At 68.8% G+C, this 17,979-nt stretch carries 19 protein-coding genes; 13 read left to right on the top strand and 6 right to left on the bottom strand.

Features of this window, described 5'->3' with window-relative positions; all coding sequences use genetic code 11:
• Positions 1–25 precede the first annotated feature (25 nt).
• Positions 26–157, bottom strand: a complete 132-nt coding sequence (locus ACQEVG_RS30810; RefSeq protein ID WP_432989825.1) for a hypothetical protein — start codon at positions 155–157, stop codon at positions 26–28.
• Positions 158–937: 780 nt separating this feature from the next.
• Between ACQEVG_RS30810 and ACQEVG_RS30805 the strand changes: the two genes are divergently transcribed.
• Positions 938–2,821: a DNA/RNA helicase domain-containing protein gene (locus ACQEVG_RS30805; protein ID WP_432989823.1), complete on the top strand. Its 1,884-nt coding sequence runs from the start codon at positions 938–940 to the stop codon at positions 2,819–2,821.
• 108 nt (positions 2,822–2,929) lie between these two features.
• On the opposite strand, the gene ACQEVG_RS30800 is transcribed toward ACQEVG_RS30805, so the two are convergent.
• Positions 2,930–3,388, bottom strand: a complete 459-nt coding sequence (locus ACQEVG_RS30800; protein WP_432989821.1) for a hypothetical protein — start codon at positions 3,386–3,388, stop codon at positions 2,930–2,932.
• A 34-nt stretch (positions 3,389–3,422) separates the two neighbouring features.
• Between ACQEVG_RS30800 and ACQEVG_RS30795 the strand changes: the two genes are divergently transcribed.
• The 3 genes from ACQEVG_RS30795 (at position 3,423) to ACQEVG_RS30785 (ending at position 5,342) form a co-directional block, all read left to right on the top strand.
• A complete protein-coding gene (locus ACQEVG_RS30795) occupies positions 3,423–3,707 on the top strand; it encodes a hypothetical protein (protein ID WP_432989819.1) in 285 nt (94 codons plus the stop codon).
• Positions 3,686–4,303 carry a hypothetical protein gene (locus tag ACQEVG_RS30790; RefSeq protein ID WP_432989817.1) on the top strand — a complete coding sequence of 206 codons (618 nt, stop codon included), beginning with the start codon at positions 3,686–3,688 and terminating at the stop codon, positions 4,301–4,303. Before ACQEVG_RS30795 ends, ACQEVG_RS30790 begins: the two co-directional genes overlap by 22 nt.
• A gap of 325 nt (positions 4,304–4,628) precedes the next feature.
• The gene (locus ACQEVG_RS30785) at positions 4,629–5,342 is read left to right on the top strand and encodes a hypothetical protein (protein ID WP_432989815.1); all 714 of its coding nucleotides are present in this window, start codon (positions 4,629–4,631) and stop codon (positions 5,340–5,342) included.
• A 44-nt stretch (positions 5,343–5,386) separates the two neighbouring features.
• Here the strand turns inward: ACQEVG_RS30785 and ACQEVG_RS30780 are convergent, their stop codons facing one another.
• Positions 5,387–6,337, bottom strand: coding sequence for a fibronectin type III domain-containing protein (locus ACQEVG_RS30780; RefSeq protein WP_432989813.1), 951 nt, complete (start codon positions 6,335–6,337; stop codon positions 5,387–5,389).
• A 285-nt stretch (positions 6,338–6,622) separates the two neighbouring features.
• Between ACQEVG_RS30780 and ACQEVG_RS30775 the strand changes: the two genes are divergently transcribed.
• A complete protein-coding gene (locus ACQEVG_RS30775; RefSeq protein WP_432989810.1) occupies positions 6,623–7,465 on the top strand; it encodes a CAP domain-containing protein in 843 nt (280 codons plus the stop codon).
• Positions 7,466–7,471: 6 nt separating this feature from the next.
• Here ACQEVG_RS30775 and ACQEVG_RS30770 read toward each other — a convergent pair whose 3' ends face one another.
• Genes ACQEVG_RS30770 through ACQEVG_RS30760 form a run of 3 tightly spaced genes read right to left on the bottom strand, consistent with a single transcriptional unit; the run spans position 7,472 to position 9,788 of the window.
• The gene (locus tag ACQEVG_RS30770) at positions 7,472–8,776 is read right to left on the bottom strand and encodes an ATP-binding protein (protein WP_432989808.1); all 1,305 of its coding nucleotides are present in this window, start codon (positions 8,774–8,776) and stop codon (positions 7,472–7,474) included.
• Positions 8,773–9,465, bottom strand: coding sequence for a response regulator transcription factor (locus ACQEVG_RS30765; protein ID WP_432989806.1), 693 nt, complete (start codon positions 9,463–9,465; stop codon positions 8,773–8,775). Before ACQEVG_RS30765 ends, ACQEVG_RS30770 begins: the two co-directional genes overlap by 4 nt.
• A 53-nt stretch (positions 9,466–9,518) precedes the next feature.
• Entirely contained in the window at positions 9,519–9,788 is a 270-nt protein-coding gene (locus ACQEVG_RS30760) for a hypothetical protein (protein ID WP_432989804.1), read from the bottom strand.
• Positions 9,789–9,858: 70 nt separating this feature from the next.
• On the opposite strand from ACQEVG_RS30760, the gene ACQEVG_RS30755 reads away from it, so the two are divergent.
• The 8 genes from ACQEVG_RS30755 (at position 9,859) to ACQEVG_RS30720 (ending at position 17,973) form a co-directional block, all read left to right on the top strand.
• Positions 9,859–10,080: a hypothetical protein gene (locus tag ACQEVG_RS30755; protein ID WP_432989802.1), complete on the top strand. Its 222-nt coding sequence runs from the start codon at positions 9,859–9,861 to the stop codon at positions 10,078–10,080.
• A 356-nt stretch (positions 10,081–10,436) separates the two neighbouring features.
• The gene (locus tag ACQEVG_RS30750) at positions 10,437–11,039 is read left to right on the top strand and encodes a TIGR03086 family metal-binding protein (protein ID WP_432989800.1); all 603 of its coding nucleotides are present in this window, start codon (positions 10,437–10,439) and stop codon (positions 11,037–11,039) included.
• 812 nt (positions 11,040–11,851) lie between these two features.
• Complete coding sequence (locus ACQEVG_RS30745; protein ID WP_432989798.1) at positions 11,852–13,222, top strand: alpha/beta fold hydrolase; 1,371 nt, start codon at positions 11,852–11,854, stop codon at positions 13,220–13,222.
• Complete coding sequence (locus ACQEVG_RS30740; RefSeq protein ID WP_432989796.1) at positions 13,219–14,811, top strand: alpha/beta fold hydrolase; 1,593 nt, start codon at positions 13,219–13,221, stop codon at positions 14,809–14,811. Before ACQEVG_RS30745 ends, ACQEVG_RS30740 begins: the two co-directional genes overlap by 4 nt.
• A gap of 166 nt (positions 14,812–14,977) precedes the next feature.
• Positions 14,978–15,394, top strand: a complete 417-nt coding sequence (locus tag ACQEVG_RS30735; RefSeq protein ID WP_432989794.1) for a hypothetical protein — start codon at positions 14,978–14,980, stop codon at positions 15,392–15,394.
• 69 nt (positions 15,395–15,463) lie between these two features.
• Positions 15,464–16,051 (top strand): exonuclease, encoded by a 588-nt coding sequence (locus ACQEVG_RS30730; protein ID WP_432989792.1) that lies wholly within the window; start codon positions 15,464–15,466, stop codon positions 16,049–16,051.
• A 76-nt stretch (positions 16,052–16,127) separates the two neighbouring features.
• The gene (locus tag ACQEVG_RS30725; protein WP_432989790.1) at positions 16,128–16,565 is read left to right on the top strand and encodes a MarR family winged helix-turn-helix transcriptional regulator; all 438 of its coding nucleotides are present in this window, start codon (positions 16,128–16,130) and stop codon (positions 16,563–16,565) included.
• 307 nt (positions 16,566–16,872) lie between these two features.
• Positions 16,873–17,973: a catalase family protein gene (locus tag ACQEVG_RS30720; RefSeq protein ID WP_432989788.1), complete on the top strand. Its 1,101-nt coding sequence runs from the start codon at positions 16,873–16,875 to the stop codon at positions 17,971–17,973.
• Positions 17,974–17,979: the final 6 nt, after the last annotated feature.

The raw sequence follows: 17,979 nt of genomic DNA, 5'->3' as shown, positions 1-17,979 counted from the left end.
TCTTGTACGTGCCTGTACGTGAGGCTCAGCCGGCCTTCTTCGCCCGGCCGCGAGTCTTCTTCTCCGGTCGCCAGGCAGTGAGATCGTCCGCCGAGAGCCCGTGCTTGCCGCGCTGCTCGTCCAGGTACGGCTGATACTCCTCGGCCGGCCGCCCCAACCTCGTCGTGCTCGCCGTGCCACTCGTGGACCCACGGCATCAGCTCTTGGATGCCGGCAATGAGCGGCATGAGACGGGGAGCGTCCCAACCCGTCGGCTCAGTCTGGTCGTTGATCAGTGCCCAGGGGAGGAATACCGCCGGTTTGATGAAGGGCAGACGCCTTGGGTGGACGCCCATGGAATGGGCGGCGCTCTCCAACTACCCCTTCAGGTCTTTGCACTTCAGATCAGTGAGGTGCAGGTGGTTCTTCAGCGTACGGAACCGGGCGGCGTGGAACTGCCAGGTGTCGCCGTGGTTGACCACCCGGCCGGGATGTCCCTTAAAGAGAACGGGCCCAGGCACGGTACGGCTCGGCCTTCGGCATGAGCTGCCTGACGTGGTCGAGGCCTTCCTGCTCCCACGTGAAAACCGAACGAGGGGCCCGGAACCAGCGCTCCTTGCGTGGCGGCCCGGCTTGGGCGCCGAGGGCGTACCAGCTGTCGACACGGTTCGACCTCCGCGGTGTCAAAGCACGCCTTTCGGCGCAAGTCTCCAGGTCACCGACCCTACCCTGCGCGTCGTAAGAGGTGTGCCCGGTCACCAGGACCGCTGCCTGCCAAGTGCCGTACCTCAGCAGAAGTCACGAAACTAGCGATCGGGGCGCCCCTGACAGCGGCAAAAGGTAAGGTCGCTGGCGTCGTTGATGATGCGGCCCGCCGGGCTTCCGCTCCGTTCACGCGGAGTCACGAAGGACATGCCCCCACCCGCACGAGTTCTTTCGTGCTGCCTGGGGGAAGGTCTTGCTGTTTCGCGCCTCTGCCGCGACCGTCGCCGTCATGGCTCATGACGGGTCCCTGTTCCTGACTATGACTGACAAGTTCGCCCGCATGCACGGCCACAACCCCGGTGCCTCTGAGGCTCGCTCCTGGGAGCGGAGCATCCCCGCCCTGGCAGCTGCTCTGAACGACGCCGGACTCGGGCAGGTCGAGATGATCCTCGAGTACGGGCTGCCACTGAACAGCAAGCGGGCTGATGCGGTTTTGGCCGGAGTCCATCCCAGGACCGGGGAACCGTCGTACGTCGTGGTCGAGCTCAAGCAGTGGAGCCAGGCAACGCCGGACGAGGAAGACCCCACCCTCTGTTATGTCGATGCCTACTCCCGCGCCGTACTGAATCCCATCGAGCAGGTGCGGGGATACTGCCAGTACATCGCCAACTTCAACCTCGCCGTCGCGGCACATCCCGCGCGCTTGCACGGCGCGGCCTATCTGCACAACGCGACCGAGTTCGGCATCACGGGCCTGCGCCAGATAGAGACGAACGAGTATGGGCAGTTGTTCACGTCCGAGGGTCGGGGTCAGTTTCTCGACTACCTGACGGCACGATTGGCGCCTACTTCGGGGGCGCGGGCGGCGGACGAGCTGATGAACGGCAAGACGGCACCTTCGAAGCAGCTCATGGCCGTTGCTGCCGAGGAAGTGCGGGAGCGGGAACAGTTCGTGCTGCTCGACGAACAGAAGGTGGCATACAGGACCGTGCTCAATGCAGTACGTCGTGCCCAGGATTCCGATCACAAACAGGTCGTGATCATCACCGGCGGGCCGGGCACCGGCAAGAGCGTGATCGCATTGTCACTGCTCGGCGAGCTGTACCGCCAGGGTGTGACGGCACTGCACGCGACCGGCTCGGCCTCGTTCACCAAGACGATGCGCAAGGTGGCCGGTACCCGCAAGCCGGAAGTGCGGGACCTCTTCAAGTACTTCAACAGCTTCATGACGGCTCGCAGGAACAGTCTTGAAGTCCTGATCTGCGACGAGGCTCACCGCATCCGTGAGACATCTGCCAATCGCTATACGCGGGCAGAGCATCGCACGGGCAGGCCGCAGGTCGAAGAACTGATGGACGTCGCGCGGGTGCCGGTCTTCCTGCTGGACGAGCATCAGGTGGTCCGCCCCGGCGAGATGGGAACAGTGCCGGAGATCGAAGCGGCAGCGGCCGCCAAAGGCCTCCAGTGCCGTGTGGTGGCACTCGACAGCCAGTTCCGGTGCGGGGGCAGTGACGCGTATCTGAAGTGGGTTGTCCGGTTGTTGGGTCTGGAGAAGGGCGGCCCGATGGCGTGGCGGCCTGACGACAAGATGCAGCTCGCGGTGGTCGACAGCCCGCATGCGCTCGAGGCATTCCTCGAAGAGCGCCGAACGCAGGGGGCTGGCGCGCGAATGTCGGCGGGATACTGCTGGAAGTGGACCACCAAGGTGCCGCCAGGACAGGACCTGCCGACAGACGTGGTCATCGGAGACTGGGCTCGCCCTTGGAACGTCTACGGTGACCGTTCCGTGAACGGGGCGCCGCCTGCCGCTCTGTGGGCCACTGACGATGCCGGGTTCGGACAGGTGGGCTGCGTATATACGGCACAGGGTTTCGAGTACGATTGGAGCGGCGTCATCATCGGCCCGGATCTCGTGTGGCGCACGGACCGTTGGTTGACGGTCCGCTCGGCGTCAAAGGACCCGGTGTTCAAGAAGTCCACGGCGGACGCCGATGTCGACCGGCTGATCCGCAACACGTACAAGGTGCTGCTGACCCGCGGGATGGTGGGGACGGTGATCTACTCAACGGATCCCGAGACGCAGGACAAGCTGCGTGAGCTGGTCAGAGTACGACAGGCTCTGACCGCTGTCGTCTAACGCACCACCACCGCCCGCTGCGCCACCGTAGGCCACTGCCCCGGGCCCACCTCTCCTGCGTCTCTCCCGGCCCAGGCCACTAAGAAGGACGTCTCAGTCAAGGCGTCATCACGAACGATCGGTCGCGTCGATGTGCTCCTGGAGCATCTGAGCGATCTCATCGACGCCTCCGTTCGGGGGGAGAACCCAGTAGGCGTCGTCGCCGTTGTTCAGCGACAATTCGCTGGTGAAATGGACCAGATCGGGAGAGGGAACAAACGCGTCGCGCAACCAAGCAGCGAATGGTGCGGCCTCGGCTGCCGATGCTTGCATCACCATGACCGAGCCGATTTCCGGACAAGGGGTGGTGGCCAGCCCTTCCAGCCACACTTCGTCGCCCAGCGGTACATCGAAGGACAAGGCGTCGGCCGACCGTGGTCCCAGGTCTCCGCCCAAGGAAGTGGACGCTCCGGGGAAGGCTTCAGTGATCTTGGCTGCGAGGTCGTCGAGCTGCAGATGCCAGGCCGCAGCGTCGTCGACCGGCGGTGCGAAGCAGAACGTTGTCCTCAGCGCGCCTTGGTCCGTCATCGTGTCTCCGTACTTCTACGGCACGTAGTGTGCGGTGCCATACACCGCCCTGTCCACCACTGTCGCCACCATCGCCGCGACCACTCTGACCGGCATCGCTTTCGGCGCGATCGAGGGCATCACCATCGACCTGGCCGTCGCCCAGCCACTCAAGGTGGCGACCGGACTGCAGGACGGCTTCAGTCTCGACTCTGTGGAACAGGCCGGCGTCTACGGCGGCATCTTCGCGGTGGCTTCGGAGGTGCGGCAGGAGTGTCCCGTGCTGCGGGAGAAGTCGGCGGGTTCCGTAATCTCTTCATGGGGCAGGACATTCCCATAGGCGTAGTGAACCCGAATCTCGCCGGTGTCGGGGGGCTGCCGTCGACGCTCGACGACATGGGGAAACGGCGTACCTGGAATCTCCTGCGGAGCGAGGACTCGAAAATACCCGTGCCTCCCAGGGTGCCGGGCGACCATGCACTCATATCCGGCGACCCGGTTTATTTCGGTAAGCGGACCACAACCATCGGATACGACGAGCGCACGCTGGGCAACTCGCAACGTGTCGCACGCGAACCCGGGAAGCACGACGTCATCATCCATGGCACGAACCAGGGTGTTTTCCTGCCCGGCCGGGTGAACAGCCAGGGCAAGACCCTCATGGATTTCGAGGGGCATCCGACCCATATCTCGGACGCCATCCGTAGCAACCCGAACTACGACGGCGGCCCGGTACGTCTCATCTCGTGCCACTCCGGCTACGCGGTGCCGAACTCCGTGGAACTCCCTCTCGCCCAGAGGGTGGCCAACGACCTTGGGGTGCCGGTGTACGCACCGACCAACAAGGTGGGAACATCGCCCGACTTAGGCCCGGGACAGACGCCACAGATTGGCAACAACCGCTATTGGCGAATATTCTTGCCGAGGACTGAATAGCGGAACGATCAACGGAGACACAATGATCAAGCGAGTGGGGTTCTTTCACGAGTTCGAGCCTCAGGACGCGGACCTCTCCGCTCCGTCGATTCATGATGCTGTTCGACCGCATGGGATGGATGACGAGTCCAGAATCCTGGCGTATCTTTCATCGGGGACCGAGATCTTCAGCGCCATGGGGGCGGAACGGGATGTCATTGCGGGCGACGAGTGGATTCCGGGAGCCGGATCACTCGTCACCGACGGCACTTGGATGTGGCCGGAAGAACTACACCATTACGTGAAGCGATACCACGCAGAATTGCCGGAAGATTTCCTCGCGACAATGCGCTCCACGCGCTACACCGCTCCGGCAGTGTTACGCGACCGGGTCGAGGAGATCGTCCGGGAGGTTTTCGGCGGACTTCCCTTCGCCGGTGGGGCGGGAGACAAGGAGGGCACGGACGGTTTCTTCTCCTGGTATCTGTCCGATCTGACCTCGCAGAGCAGCGGTCGGCTGTTGGAGAGTCTGGAGGCGGCAGGGCTGAAGGCTCGTCATCCCCTTACGGGTGACATCGCCCTGTTCCGTACCGGGAAGGACGGTGGAAACGCCCGGCTTGTGAGGGACGCGGGGGACCCGGCCGACGTTCTCGCCGATCCCGGTCACGGCGAGGTCGTACTACACCTCTGGTTCGCTTCGGACACCTTCACGATTCTCCGGGTGCGACGACTGGATGACGAGACGACGGTTGTCGTCCACGAGCTCAGTGACCTGCAGGAGCCGGAGCGTGAGCAGGTGGTGGCGGCATTGGTGCGAACGCTCGACCAACTCCGTGACTCGTGCCGTGGTTTCGTGCTCGACCGCGCTGGGCTCAGCGCGCACGTCGCCTGGGATTCGGTGATCTGCGAGGGCGCGTCGCCGACCGCCCCGCTCCCCGACAGCGTCGCGGTCGACGCGACCCGCTTCGCACAGCCTTCCGGGTTCGACACCATGGCACGCACCGCTTACGGACATCTGACGGTCTTCAGTCGGAGCCGTACGGAGCAGGACCGGCCGTAGCGTCGGCGCCCAGGCGGCACCAACATGCTGACCGCAGCAGCTGCTCAGCGGACCGCCACCGTGCGCTGCGCCGAGAAGTCACCCCACTTCCCGTCGGGCAGCTTCGCCCGGAGCTTGACGCTGTAACGGGTGCCGGGCTTGTCCGTGACCATCATCGTGTACGTCGCCGTGCCGACGGGCGGTGCGGCACCCCACACGATGGTCGTGGCCAACTTCCCGTTCAGGAACAGCTGGTGCTCCTTGACCGGGCCGCCCGTCTTCGGCGGCGTCCAGCTCAGATCGATGTTCCCTTTCCGGGCAGTCGCTTTGAGATCGGTGGGCGCCGTGCTGGGCCCCTTCCCGGGGGCCGACGTGGTGGTGAGGTCCACGGCGTTGCTGTCCGGTGAGGATTTCTCGGCGGCGTCACGTGCTCGCACCGTGAACGTGTAGACGGTGCCGGGCCGCAGCCCGGTGACTCGAGTCGTGGTCTCGGTGCCGCTCACGCTGTGGATGCGGGAATCCTCTTGGTAGATGTCGTACGAGGTGACTCCGACGTCGTCCGCGGCACGCGCCCAGGAGAGGGTGACCTCGCGGCTCCCCTCGGCCCGGCCGCGCAGCTTCGCGGGCCGTGAGGGCGCCTTGTGGTCCTCAGGGGTGGGCGGGGGCGTGGTGACGGGCACGGCGGTGCTCGGATCGGAGAGGTTCCCGGCGGCGTCCCGGGCACGGACGGTGAAGCTGTAGGCGGTCCGGGGGCTCAGCCTGTCGATGTCCACCATGTCCCTGGTGGCGGGCAGGGTCTTGACCCTGGTGCCCTGCTGGAACACCTCGTATCCGGTGACGGCCTTGTTGTCGGTGGCCTGCTCCCACATGACATGCACGGAGGTCGCACTGCCTGCCTGGGCCGTCACGCCGACGGGGCGCGAAGGGCTCTCGGTGTCTTTGTCCTCGTCTCCGCAGGCGGTGAGCAGGAGAGCGGCGGCGAAGGCCAACGCGGGGACTGTGGGGGGACGTTGCACGGTCGGACCTCCGCAGAGGACGGCAATGGTCCAGACCTATATGCCACAGGCTGCGGCCTGCCCACAAGAGGTGCACCCGTAAATCCGCCCCGCGGCCTGCCCCGGCCTACCTTGTCGGAACCTGATGGCTTTCTTATGGCTTCTTGAAGAAGCCCTTCCCCGGGGCCTTTTGGCACACGAACCGGCTTACGCTCTCGTCAACCCCCCACCGTGATCCCGGTGGGCGCGGCTGCGTCTGCCGGGATCCCGCTTGCTCAGCCGTCTTCCATCCGAGGTGTTGCACGTATGGGTTCCCGAGGAATCGCCGGCTCGAACTCCCGTTCTCACGCCCGACCCAAGGGCGGGCTGCGGGCACGCAGCGCCGTGCTGGCGCTGGGCGTGATCACCGTCACCGCGGGGATCGGAGTCACCGTCGCCCTGGGCGGCGGGGACGACGGCGGACCGGCAGGCCGGGTGGAGACGAACGCCGCCGGTGATGTGGCCGGGCCGGGCGATGACGAGGCCGCGGCGGGCAGTGCGTCGCCGCTTGCCTCGCCCTCGGGGAGCGCGAAGGCGAGCGCATCGCCGATCCCGTCCGCCTCCCCCTCGGCCTCCGCCAAGCCGAAGCGGACGGTGAGTCCGAAGCCCGCGCCGAAGCCCAGGGTCCAGACGAAGAGCGGTTCGAGCGGGTCCGGAGGTGGCGGCGGATCATCCTCGTCCTCCGGCGGGTCCGGATCGGGGTCGGGGTCCGGCTCGGGGTCCTCGAACGGCGCCGAGGGCCAGGTCCTCTCGCTCGTCAACAAGGAGCGCGCGTCCGCCGGTTGCTCGCCGGTCACGTCGAACGCGAAGCTGACCGAGGCCGCGGACGACTACAGCGATGTCATGGCCCGCAGTGGCGTGATGTCCCACACCGGGCCCGACGGTTCCACGATGACCAGCCGCGTCGAGGCTGCCGGGTACCAATGGTCCACGCTGGGCGAGAACATAGCCCGCGGGCAGTCCGATGCGGCCGCCGTCATGGACGCGTGGATGAAGAGTCCCGGGCACCGCGCCAACATACTCAACTGCTCTTTCAAGGAGATAGGCATCGGCGTGCACTTCGGGGACGGCGGCCCCTGGTGGACGCAGGACTTCGGAGCCGGCCGCTAGCACCCGCTACAGCTCGTCGCCCGCCAGCCCGAAGGACACCCGCACCCGAGCCCCGCCCATCGGCGCGCCGGTGATCTCCAGCTCCCCGCCCGCCGCGCGGGCCGCACGCGCCACGATGTCCAGGCCGAGGCCCGTGGAGCCGCCAACGCTGACGCCCCGGGTGAGCGCCGCGTCCGGGTCGGCAACGCCGGGACCGGCGTCCTCCACCGTCAGCAGCACGTGCCGGTCGGTGCGCTCCACCCGTACGGCGAAGGCAGTGCCCTGCGGGGTGTGCCGGAAGACGTTCCCGATCAGTGCGTCCACGACCGCGGCGAGGTCGTCCTCCGGGAACCGTACGGGCGTGGGGCGCGGCGTGAAGGAGCGTTCGTACAGCCGGTCCTGCTGGGTGGCGAGCACCGACCAGAAGTCGAGCCGCATCGCCACCACCTCGGTCACCTCGCTCGGGCGTGCCGGAATCGTCCCGTTCGCCGGGCCGGCGGCCAGCGGGGTGCGGGCGGCGGTGATGATGGAGTCGAGTTCGCTCTCCAACTGCGCGACGGCCTCCGTGATCCGCCGGGCGCCCGGTGAACCGCCCAGCAGATCCGCCTCCAGGTACAGGGCGGTCAGCGGGGTCCTGAGCCGGTGCGAGAGGTCCGCGACCATCTCGCGCTCGATGGCGAGCAGTTCCACGACCCGGTCGGCCATGGTGTTGAACGCGGCGCCGGCCTCCTGCAACTCCGGCGGACCGTCCGGTTCCACCCGTATCTCGAGATCCCCCGACCCCAGGGCCAGCGAGGCGCGCTTCAGGCTCCGGGAGGAGCGGACGACCCGTGCGCCCAGCCGGTCGGCGACCAGCACCGAGCCGCCCACCAGGCCGAGCGCGAGCAGCGACATGACGCCCCACGATTCCCAGACGCCCCGGGTCAGGTCACCGGCCGGTACGTACGCCTCTACGACCGCCACCCGGTTCTGGGCGAGGACGACGGGCTGGAGATAGACCCATCCGTCGGCGGTGTCGAGCACCAGCGTCTCCCGTTTGCCCACCGCGCGCTCCAGGGCCTCCTGCGGTGCGTGCAGCGTGCCGACGAGCCCGCCGTCCGGGAGCCGTACGGCGAGCTGGTCGTCCGAGCCCAGGCCCGAGACCGTCTGCTGCACATCGGCGGGCCTGGTGGTCAGGGCGAGCACCGGCGAGAGGGCTGCCGCACGCTGTTCGGCGGCTGTGGTCACCCGGTCCCGGGCCTGTTCGCGTACGAGCAGGGCGAGCGGGATGAGGAAGGACAGCGCGACCATCAGCGTCGCGGCGAGGGAGATTCCGGCGAGGGCGCGTCTCATGACGGTGCGGCGACCAGCTTGATCCCGATACCGCGCACTGTGTGGAGATAGCGCGGATCCGCGGCCTTTTCACCCAGCTTCCTGCGCAGCGCCGAGAGGTGGACGTCGACCGTCTGGTCCTCGAGATACGGCTGCTGCCATACCTCGGCGAGTATGCGCTGGCGGGATATGACCTGGTCGGCATTTTGCGCGAGGTAGGCGAGCAGGTCGAACTCCCGCCGGGTGAGCGAGAGCTCGTCGCCGTCGAGGTGCGCGGTCCGGGCGAGCGGATCGATCCTGAGTCCTGCGACCTGGAGGACCGGCTGACGGTCGCCGTCGTCCACGGCCGGCCCGGACCGCCGCAGTACGGCGGCGAGCCGGGCGGCGAGCTGGCCGCCCGAGAAGGGTTTCACCATGTAGTCGTCGGCTCCGGCGTTGAGGAGCCTGATGATCTCCGTGTCGTCGTCGCGGGCCGTGGCGACCAGTACGGGTACGCGCGAGATGCCCCGGATCATCCGCAACACGTCGAGACCGTCCAGGTCGGGCAGTCCGAGGTCGAGCACGACGATGTCGGGCGGGCCCTGGGTGATCTGCCGCAGCGCCTCGAAACCCTGGTGCGCGGTCTTCACCGCGTATCCGTGTCCGGTGAGGACCTCGATCAGCGCGGCCCGGATGACTGGGTCGTCCTCGACGACAAGTACGGAGGCCATGAGCAGGCACGTTAGCGGGTCCGCCAAGATGGTGTCGTGCCCCGGTACCTGCGTTACGTGCTCATCTGGCTGTCCTGCACGACAGCCAGCGTGACGGCCGTCATGATCACGGTCCATTTCGTGGTGGGCTCGACCAGACCGACGGCGCCGGTCGCGAAGTCGGCGCCGACGGACTTCGCCTCGCCGCAGGCCTCGGTGACAGCTCGCCCCAGCGCGTCCCCGAGCCCCAAGCCCTCCCCGAGCCCGTCCGCGCCCAGGCCGACGCCGCCCCGGAAGACCGAGAGACCCCGTACGGCGTCGCCAACCCCCGCGGCCCGCGCCACTCCTCGGCCTCCCGAGGAGCCGTCCGGGGCGAACTCGGGCGGCGAGGGATGCGAGCAGGGCGGTTCGGGTGTGCACACCATCTCGTCCCAGGGCGGGAAGGCAACCGTGCGCTACGGAAGCGGCGGGGTGTGCCTGATCTCGGCGGTGCCGAACCAGGGCTTCACGGCGAGCACCGCACAGAGCGCGCCCGACACCCTGACGGTGACGTTCGAGGGCGACCGGCACCGTTCGGAGATCACGGCGACGACCGTGCCCTCGGACCGGGCGAGTGTGCGGGAGACGTCTTTCTGAGGTCGAGTCCTCATGTCGGATCGCTGGGGCCACTTCCGGGCTGGACCGCCACCGGGCCGATCTCGTGATCTTGCCCCGGATCGCGGCTCCAACGACCCGTCCTACCAGGCACGTTGACCCTCCGCGGGCCATCATTGGCGATGACCAGAACCTCGCGTCGGCGGGCCGGTCGAGCTGGTCCGTCCGGACTCCTTTGCGGATCACCCCGCCACCGCGGCCGCGTCGCTGTCCGAGCGGATGCGGAAGGGTGGCGCCGGGCCATCGAGCAGATCGCGCGGCGGCTGGCCCGGCCCTCTGCTACCAGTCACCCCGACCTCGAGCGATGAGTTTCGGCGACCGGTCCGGTCTGGCCTTGCATGGACAACACATCGCACATCCCGTCCCTCGACCTCCGCCCCGCCGCCCGCGCCGTGGCGCAGCTGACCGCCGCGGTGGACGACGCGCAGCTTGCCGGCCCGACGCCCTGCCCCAAGTACGCCGTACGCGAGCTGCTGGGCCATATCGTCGGGCTGGCCACCGCCTTCCGGGACGCCGCACGGAAGGATCTCGGACCGTCGACGAACACCGACCCCAGTTCCGTACTGCCGGTCCTGCACGACGACTGGCGCGCCGTGCTTCCCCAGCGGCTGGACGAGCTGGTGGAGTCCTGGGACAGTCCCGGAGCGTGGGACGGCTTTACCCAGGCGGGGGGCGTCAGTCTCCCGGCTGCGATCGCCGGGCGCGTCGCAGTGAACGAGCTCGTGGTCCACGGCTGGGACCTGGCTCGCGCCACCGGGCAGGAGTACTCCCCCGATGACGCGAGCCTTCAGGCGGCGTATGAGCTGATGAAGCCGACGGGCGACGACACGAGCCGGAGCGGGTTGTTCGGCCCGGTCGTCGAGGTGACCGAGAGCGCGCCGCTGCTTGACCGGGTTGTCGCTGTCAACGGCCGTCGGCCGGACTGGAGGCCCGCGGACTGACCGGCGCCACCTCCTCCTTCGTCTCCGCCGGCACACCCCGGCGCCGCCCCAGCAGCTCATCCACCTCTCCCTTCCAGAGCAGATGCCGACTCGCGGCACTCAACTGCCCCCTTGCGCTGTGGCATTGCAGTGACCGAGTTGGATGCGGGATGGGCCAGTGGCTTGGCGGAACGTCTTGGACGCGCACTGGACGTCATCGCACCCGGTCATCCACCGGCCGATGGGCGCGACATGGCAATCGGACGGGCACCCGGCGGCCCAGGATTCGCCGTGGCGGTGGCCAGTTCGCGGCCTCGGGCAAACGGGTGTGTGCCTGCCGCCGGCTGACTGAGCGGCACAGCCGCAGGGACGGACCCCCGGGCGATGCCGACCTGCCCCGATTGGAGCCCACGAGTGGTGGATGTCTCCCCGCGGGCTCAGGCTGGCCTACGCAGTGCCCGTCCGAACCATGCGGCGCCGGGCGGAGCCACGCGGCGTCGCCCCGGTCGGGGCGGCCGGGGACCACAGAGAGACGGGGTCACATGGCGGAATCGGACATCAGTCCGGGTTGCCTGCCGTCCGTTCGCGGGAGCGGCAGGTCCGTACGAGGGCGGGCGCAGCACCGGTACGCACGGCGACGCTCCCGGCGCGCGCGCACCGGGCTGGCGCTCGTCGCCGCCGGTCTGGCCTTCCTGGGTGCGGCCGGCCTGACACCGAGCAGTCCCGTGTCACCACCCGTCCGCGAGCCTCTCTCAGGAGCTTCGGCGCGGTTCGTGCCCGGTCCCTGCCCGAAGACGCCCGAGCCGGTCCCCGGGCGATGCGGGGTCCTGGAGGTGCCCGAGAACCGCGCCCACCGGGGCGGGCGGACCATCCGGCTGGCCGTCGCGATCATTCCGGCCGCGTCCGGGACGCCGGCCGAGGACCCGGTGGTGTTCATGACCGGGGGGCCCGGAGGCGACGCGATCGGGGACATTCCCTTCCTGGTCGACGCCGGCGTGAACCGGGACCGCGATCTGATCGTCATGGCCCAGCGCGGAACGCTCTATTCACAGCCGAACCTCGCCTGCCCGGAGATCGACCGGTTCTACGCGGACTCCGTGGGGCTGCGCTACGACGCGCCGTCGACCGGACGGCTCCTGGTGCGCGCGACGAAGAAATGCCGGGATCGTCTGACGGCCGACGGAGTCCGGCTGAGTGCCTACAACACCACCGAGAACGCCGCCGACTTCGCCGACCTGCGCAAGGCGCTGGGCATCCACCGCTGGAACGTCTACGGGTACTCCTACGGCACCGACCTGGCCCTCACCTTCCTGCGCCGGCACCCCCAGGGGATTCGCTCGGTGGCGATCGACTCCGTCGTGCCTCCGCAGATCGTGAGCCTGCCGTGGACCTGGGACAGCGCCCGGGAGGGGATCGGCGCGATCTTCGCGGCGTGCGCGGCCCAGCCCAGCTGCAAGAGCCGCTACCCGGACCTCCCGCTCACGCTGACGGAGCAGGTCCGGCGGCTGGAGGCGCACCCCCTGACGCTGACGGCGCAGCCGCCGGGGGGAGGAAGCCCGGTGAAGGTCGTCCTCGACGGTGGCGCGCTGGTGAACCTGCTGGTCGCCAACGCCGTCCCGGCCGTCGACGTCCCCGCGGCGCTCGACGCACTCGCCCACGGACGTCCGGAGCGCTTCGCGCAGGCCCGCGCCGCCGGCGCGACGCCCGTCATCGGCGAGTTCGCCCACGGTCTGACGCAGTCGGTGGCCTGCAGCGAGTGGGTGCCGGGCTATTCGGAGTGGGACCTGCTGAAGGCGGGGCGTCGGGCCTTCCCAGGGTGGCCGGACACGGTCCTGGCCCAGGCACCGCAGCTTCCCTTCGCGCACGACGTCTGCCGCGTCTGGAACGTCCCGGACCGCGCCTCCATCCAGCGGGTGGCCACCGTCAGCAAGGTGCCGGCACTCGTCGTCTCCGGAACCTTCGATGCGAAGACCGGGGCGCGCTGGGGGGCATACGCGGCCCGGACCCTGTCCCGCTCGACCACTGTGCGGATTCCCGGAATCGGCCACTGGGTGGTCCCCCAGTCGCCCTGCGCGCAAAGCGTCCTGGCCTCCTTCCTCGCGCATCCGACCGCGCCCGACACCGGTTGCGTGTCAGGACTCGCACCGAAACCGTTCACCATCACCCCTGCGTTCACCATCACCCCTGCCCCGGAGACCCAATGATGTCCATCCGCCCGCCCCACCACCGGCGCACCGTGCGACGACTCCCGGCCACGTTGGCCGGGGCCACGGCCGGTCTCCTCCTCACCGGCCTCGCCGTGACGCCCGCTCGCGCCGAGCCCGGTGCCGGAGCGCCGCTCGGCACGGTCGCCCGAACGGGGGGCGGCGCCCGCTTCGTGCCGGGCCCCTGCCCGAGGACGGCGGACCCGATCCCCGCTCTCGCGGGAGCCCGCTGCGGAACGCTCACCGTTCCCGAGAACCGTTCCCACCGCAGGGGACGAAAGATCACCCTCGGCGTCGCGATCGTGCCGGCGGTCACGAGCAGACCGGCACCCGACCCCATCGTGTGGTTCGCCGGCGGGCCCGGCGACGACGCGGTCTCCGAGGCCCAGCTGGCGATCGACGGCGGCCTGAACCGCGACCGGGACGTGATCTTCATGTCCCAGCGGGGGACCTACTCGGCCGAACCGGAGCTCACCTGCCCGAACATTGACGAGTTCAACGCACGCGCCCTCGGGCTCGTCTACGGCGCGCCGTCCACCGGACGCCTGCACGTCAAAGCGACGCGCATCTGCCGCGACCGGTCGGCGGGCCGCGGGGCCGACCTCAGTGCCTACAACAGCACCGAGAGCGCCGCAGACTACGCCGACCTGCGCGTCGCGCTGGGCATCAAGCAGTGGAACGTATTCGGCATCTCCTACGGCACCGACCTGGCTCTCATGTACATGCGCGACCACCCGAAGGGCATCCGGTCGGTCGGCATCGACGGCGTCCTGCCGCCGTCCCTGGCAGGGGCGAGCCTGACCTGGAGCGCCGCACGGCAGGGCTTCGACGGCCTGTTCAAGGCCTGCGCCGAGCAGCCCGCCTGCAACGACCGCTATCCGAACCTGTCGGACACCTTCGAGCGCCTCGTCCGCGAGCTCGAAGCCCGACCGGTCACCACCACCGTCACGGTCCCGGACCAACCGACGCCGGTGAAGGTCGTGCTGGACGGCGGGGTCCTGGTCAACTGGCTGACCTCCGCCACCCACCTGGCGGCCGGAGTGCCCCGCTCCATCGACGAGCTGGCCCACGGCAACCCGCAACGGATCGCCCAGCAGTGGGCGGGCGGCAAGCTCAGCCCGCAGGCCGTCGGGAGGCTCGCCCACGGGCTCGCCTACGGGGTCTTCTGCAGAGAGTGGACACCTTCCGAGAGCGAGGCCGACGTGATCCGGGCAGGCCGGCGCGCGTTCCCGTCGTTCCCCCGCTCGGTGCTGGCCAACGCTCCGCAGCTTCCCTTCCTCCATGCGGACTGCCGCGCCTGGGACGTCCCCGCGGCACCGCGCTCGGTCCGGAGAGTAACGCGCAGCGACATTCCGACCCTCGTCATGTCAGCCGGGTTCGACGCCCAGACCGGGGCAAGCAACGGGGCATACGCCGCCCGCACGCTGAGCCGGTCCACCGCCCTCACGGTCCCCTACGTCGCCCATGTTGCCTTCGCCGAGTCGCCGTGTGCGCAAGCGATCAGCATCTCGTTCTTCGACACTCCGAACGCACCGAACACGGGATGCCTCGCAGGTCTCCAGCCGCCCCAGTTCGAGATCGGGCCGTAGGGCCGACTGACCAACCGATCCAAGAGGCACGCGCTGGGTTCTATGCGGCGGATCGTGGCCGGAGCCAGAGTCGGATGGCCGCTTCAGGCCGCTTGAGGGCGGGCCCAGGGGTCGGCCCTGCGCTGCTCGGCGGGCGGATGAACGCCATCGGCCGGATGCTGGGGACATGCGGCATCGACTCAAGGACGGGAAGTCCGGACGCCACCGCGATCCTGGAACCGTCGGGGTGCACATGGACCCCACGCAGGCAGGGAGCCTCGTTTACGAGGCGCTGAGCGCGATCTTCACTCCGGCCCTGCCCGAGGCCCATCGGATCGTCCCGGACGGCGGCCAGGAGGTGGCCGCCAGGTTCTTCGACGTACGAAGGCAGCGCCCGCTCAGCGAGCCGGTCCGGCTCGGCGAAGCCGTCCGGGCGGTCGTCCACGGCCGGCCGAAGGACATTCAGCGCATCGTTCCCGGTATTCAGGCGCACTTCGCTGTGGACGACAAGGGGTTCCGCGACCTTGGCCACGGGGAGCAGGACCACGAGTTGGTGATCGGCCCGAAGCGGAGCACCGAGAAGCCCCAGCCCGGCCCGGAGTGACCGGCCGGCTTCCCAAGCGTCCCGGAAATCCGGATGTGCCGGGAGCAGCGCCGATGCGATGCTCCCGGCATGGCACGTCGTATGAAACCCAGTCTCTACATCTCCGTCGACATCGAGGCCGACGGCCCGATCCCCGGCCCGTACTCAATGATCAGCTTCGGCGCGGCGGTGGCCGGCCGCCAGGATGCGGACAGTTACGCGCCGGCCGATCCAGAGTCGCACACTTTCTATCGTGAACTGCGGCCCATCAGCGAGGACTTCGTGCCCGAGGCGCTGGCAGTCAGCGGACTCGACCGGGACGGGCTGATCACTGAGGGCAGTGAACCGGCCGCCGCGATGGCCGAGTTCAGCGCCTGGGTGCGCGAGGTGAGCGTAGGCGCGCAGCCCGTGATGTGCGGCTATCCGGCCTCGTACGACTGGACCTTCCTGTACTGGTATCTGCTGCGCTTCACCGGAGCGAGCCCCTTCGGGCACTCCGGCTGTCTGGACATGAAGACGCTCTACGCGACCAAGGCTGGGCTCCCGCTGCGAGCCGTCGCCAAGGGCACGATGCCGCGCGAGTTGCTGTCACGGCGGCGGCACACTCACCACGCGCTCGACGACGCGATCGAGCAGGCGGAGCTGTTCAGCAGCCTCATGGCGTGGCCGGGGCGCTGACCGCGGGAGGGGGCCGCCCGCCGGGGTCCGCGACCGGCGTACGGCGACAGCCCCCGCATCGACGCAGAATAGGGCCATGAGTGACAACCGCACGGGCCTGACCACGCTCGACGACCAGCTGTGTTTCGCGCTGTACTCCGCCTCCCGGGCCGTGACGGCGGCGTACCGGCCGGTCCTTGCGGAACTGGAACTGACCTATCCGCAGTATCTGGTGATGCTCGCGCTCTGGGAGCGCGGGGAGGTCCCGATGAAGGATCTCGGGACGGTTCTGGGCCTGGACTACGGCACGCTGTCGCCGCTGGTGAAGCGGCTGGAGTCGGCCGGGCTGCTGCGCCGCGTGCGGCAGCCGGAGGACGAGCGGCAGGTCATGGTGGCGACGACGGAGCGGGGCGAGGCACTGCGGGAGCGGGCCGAGCAGGTGCCTACGGCGATGGGCCGGCGGTACGGGTTGACCGCGGACGAGGCGGGCCGGCTCCGGGACCAGCTGCGTGAGCTGGTCGACCGGCTGAGCTGAGTGCCGAGCCGGAGCCGCCCCGCCGCAGCGCCGCAGGGCCGTGGCGCAGTGCAGGGCCGCAGGGCCGCAGGGCCGGAGCGCCGCAGTGCAGGGCCAGCGGCGCGGACCTGAGTACAGCGGACCGGAGCGGCAGGGCCGCAGGGCAGTGCAGCGCGCCGGATCAAGCAAAGGGGCCGGAGCACAGAGCCGGAGTACGCGGGTGTTTCCGAGTGGGGATCATCACACCCAGTTACATCGTGCACAATTTAATTGCAGGCTATCTTTCTCGTAGGACAAGCCACAGAGCACGGCAGAGGAGAGGCCCGCCATGGAGTTCGTCAGGTACGAAACATACGCCCCCGTCGAGCGACCCACCTACCAGCAGGAGCTGGACGAGGTCGTCCGCAACGTCGCTCGCCGCACCCGGGAGTCCGTGGAACGGCAGGGCGTGGGCCGCGCGGTCAGGACGGCACACGGCAAGACGTACGGACTGGTGAAGGCCACGGTCACGGTGGGTGAGGCCCCGGCGTCGTACGCCCAGGGGATCTTCGCCACCCCCGGCACCTATGACGCCGTCGTCCGCTACTCCAACGGCCTCGGACACCTGCGCGCCGACTCGCTGCTCGGCGCGGCCTGCGGCATGGGCATCAAGATATTCGGAGTGCCCGGCGACTCGCTGCTCGCCGATGAGGCAGAAGCGACGACCTTCGACCTCAACCTGATCAACAACCGGGTGTTCTTCGCCAATACGGCGTACGACTACATGGTCATCGAGGAGCTGTTCGCCGAGCTGCCCGACGCACTGGTGAACCCGGCGCGGCGGAAGTCGTGGATGGGCGAATTCCTCACCAGGCGCGGGACTTTGGAGACCGCGGACGAGTGGCTGTGGGACGAGCTGTTCGCGATGCTCTCGTTCACCCAGGTCCCGCGGCAGAACCTGCTCTCGTACACGTACAACAGCATGGGCGCCTTCCGTCACGGCGACCACATCGCCAAGGTGCGGACGGTGCCCGTCACACCCGTCACGCATCTTGCGGTCGATGTGCAGGCGGACGGCGAGGCGTTCCGCAACACCCTGGTGGCGGAGGCGGCCGAGCGGGACCACCTCTTCGAGCTCCAGGTGCAGCTCAACACCGATCTGGCCCGGATGCCGGTGGACAACACCTCGATCGAATGGCCCGAGCAGCTCTCGCCGTGGGTCACGGTCGCGACGATCGCCGTCCCGCGACAGGACATCGCCGGCTTGGAGAACCTGACCGCCGCGGACACCACGTCGATCACGCCGTGGCGCACCCGTGAGGACCACCGGCCGATCGGCGAGATCCAGCGGGTGCGCGAGGAGGTGTACCGCCGCTCCTCGATCGAGCGGCACCGCATCAACGGGCAGACGCGTGTGGAACCGGCGAGCAGCGCCGAGCTCCTGGGCTGAATTCCT

This window comes from Streptomyces sp. CA-135486, from assembly GCF_050936555.1.
Lineage (GTDB): Bacteria > Actinomycetota > Actinomycetes > Streptomycetales > Streptomycetaceae > Streptomyces.
This window is presented reverse-complemented; position numbering and strand designations above follow the sequence as displayed.

Coding starts and splice junctions, on each gene's coding strand:
- ACQEVG_RS30800 (WP_432989821.1), bottom strand. CDS start 3,388: ATGACGGACCAAGGCGCGCTGAGGACAACGTTCTGCTTCGCACCGCCG.
- ACQEVG_RS30790 (WP_432989817.1), top strand. CDS start 3,686: ATGGGGCAGGACATTCCCATAGGCGTAGTGAACCCGAATCTCGCCGGT.
- ACQEVG_RS30785 (WP_432989815.1), top strand. CDS start 4,629: ATGCGCTCCACGCGCTACACCGCTCCGGCAGTGTTACGCGACCGGGTC.
- ACQEVG_RS30775 (WP_432989810.1), top strand. CDS start 6,623: ATGGGTTCCCGAGGAATCGCCGGCTCGAACTCCCGTTCTCACGCCCGA.
- ACQEVG_RS30770 (WP_432989808.1), bottom strand. CDS start 8,776: ATGAGACGCGCCCTCGCCGGAATCTCCCTCGCCGCGACGCTGATGGTC.
- ACQEVG_RS30765 (WP_432989806.1), bottom strand. CDS start 9,465: ATGGCCTCCGTACTTGTCGTCGAGGACGACCCAGTCATCCGGGCCGCG.
- ACQEVG_RS30750 (WP_432989800.1), top strand. CDS start 10,437: ATGGACAACACATCGCACATCCCGTCCCTCGACCTCCGCCCCGCCGCC.
- ACQEVG_RS30740 (WP_432989796.1), top strand. CDS start 13,219: ATGATGTCCATCCGCCCGCCCCACCACCGGCGCACCGTGCGACGACTC.
- ACQEVG_RS30735 (WP_432989794.1), top strand. CDS start 14,978: ATGCGGCATCGACTCAAGGACGGGAAGTCCGGACGCCACCGCGATCCT.
- ACQEVG_RS30730 (WP_432989792.1), top strand. CDS start 15,464: ATGGCACGTCGTATGAAACCCAGTCTCTACATCTCCGTCGACATCGAG.
- ACQEVG_RS30725 (WP_432989790.1), top strand. CDS start 16,128: ATGAGTGACAACCGCACGGGCCTGACCACGCTCGACGACCAGCTGTGT.
- ACQEVG_RS30720 (WP_432989788.1), top strand. CDS start 16,873: ATGGAGTTCGTCAGGTACGAAACATACGCCCCCGTCGAGCGACCCACC.